Source organism: Acinetobacter sp. YH16038 (assembly GCF_013417275.1).
Lineage (GTDB): Bacteria > Pseudomonadota > Gammaproteobacteria > Pseudomonadales > Moraxellaceae > Acinetobacter.
This window is the reverse complement of record NZ_VPEG01000136.1, coordinates 1-1,648: the sequence shown is the minus strand read 5'-3', so window position 1 is coordinate 1,648 and position 1,648 is coordinate 1. Positions and strand designations below refer to the sequence as shown.

Annotated in this window: 1 protein-coding gene; it reads left to right on the top strand. The window is 39.8% G+C overall.

What is annotated here, in order from left to right:
- Nucleotides 1-740 precede the first annotated feature (740 nt).
- Nucleotides 741-1,385, top strand: coding sequence for a quinolone resistance pentapeptide repeat protein QnrD1 (locus FTV34_RS17320; RefSeq protein WP_012634451.1), 645 nt, complete (start codon nucleotides 741-743; stop codon nucleotides 1,383-1,385).
- Nucleotides 1,386-1,648 lie beyond the last annotated feature (263 nt).

Here is a 1,648-nt window from a genome sequence, read left to right as displayed (position 1 = left end):
GTGATTCAGCGAGGATTTCACGTGCTTTGTTGGTGATAGTTTTATTTTCTCGTTCAGCAATGATTTGAAGTTTATCTTTGAGATCATCTTCAATTCTAAAGCTCACCGTTGTTGTTTTTTTGCTCTCTGCCATTAATTCCCCTTTTTTCTCGTTGTCTAAAAACGTTGACGTACAAGGCTCTAAGGTGTGTTACCTATGCGTTTTTAATTGGTTTGTTAAAAATATCTCCAAATACAAAATTACAGGCACGAGGGCGACGATACACAAACGGGGACAAAATGGGGACATTTTTACCGTTTATTACCGTCGCGTACTCAGGGGGCTTTCCCCTGATACCCCGAAGCCTCTACGAGTCTTTTTCTGACGCGCTGCGCTTGTCCAACGATTCACAGACAGATAAAAATTTTATCTGCCCGTTCACCGTTTATGAGTCAAACGGGAAGATAATTATTTTGAAGGTTAAGGGGTAATTTTTGTGGCTAATAAAATAATGTTAAAAACGAAGCCAAACGGCACAGAAACCGTTCTAAACTTTCAGGGTAGATTTGGGTGTTTGATAGGGTGATCGTGTCTTAAAATCGTTTTGAGGGGCTTTAATGCGGATGAATGGGCGGTTTTAGTAAACTAACTCGCCCGTTTAACATAAAAGGGATTGTATGAATCAATTTTAGCTAGAGTTTAAGGTTGTTCAAATTAATGTACAATGATTGCACTGTATAAATAACCAGGTGTAGCATGTATGGAAAAGCACTTTATCAATGAAAAGTTTTCACGAGATCAATTTACGGGGAATAGAGTTAAAAATATTGCCTTTTCAAATTGTGATTTTTCAGGGGTTGATTTAACTGATACTGAATTTGTTGATTGTAGTTTTTACGACAGGAATAGCTTGGAAGGGTGTGATTTTAATAGAGCCAAACTAAAAAACGCTAGCTTTAAAAGCTGCGATTTATCAATGAGTAATTTTAAAAACATTAGCGCCTTAGGTCTTGAAATTAGTGAGTGTTTAGCTCAAGGAGCTGATTTTCGAGGGGCTAATTTTATGAATATGATAACTACAAGGTCATGGTTTTGTAGTGCTTATATAACCAAGACAAATCTTAGTTACGCTAATTTTTCTAGAGTCATATTAGAAAAGTGCGAACTGTGGGAAAATCGCTGGAATGGCACTGTGATAACTGGCGCCGTGTTTCGTGGCTCCGATCTTTCTTGTGGGGAGTTTTCATCGTTTGATTGGTCTTTGGCTGATTTTACTGGTTGTGATTTAACGGGTGGGGCGCTTGGCGAGCTTGATGCAAGGCGAATTAATTTAGATGGAGTGAAGTTGGATGGAGAGCAGGCGCTTCAGCTTGTTGAGAGTTTAGGTGTTATTGTTCACCGATAAAATCTAGGTAAAAAACGCCTAATGCCCCAATGTGGTACTAATCAAAACGGAGCGAAGCGACATCTTCATCTTGTCTTTGCTTTTCTCCATGATCAGTTATTGGGTCATGGTCTCTTAGCTCGTTAATCTGGCTAAGTCTGGTTAGGTTGGGCTTCTTTCGACGGTGCAATCCAAGAAATCCCTAGTCCGTTGATTGGTGCTCTTATCAGGTACGCACTGTAATCTTTCGATACCGCAGCGTGATTCGGAGGCAGAGCCGGAAT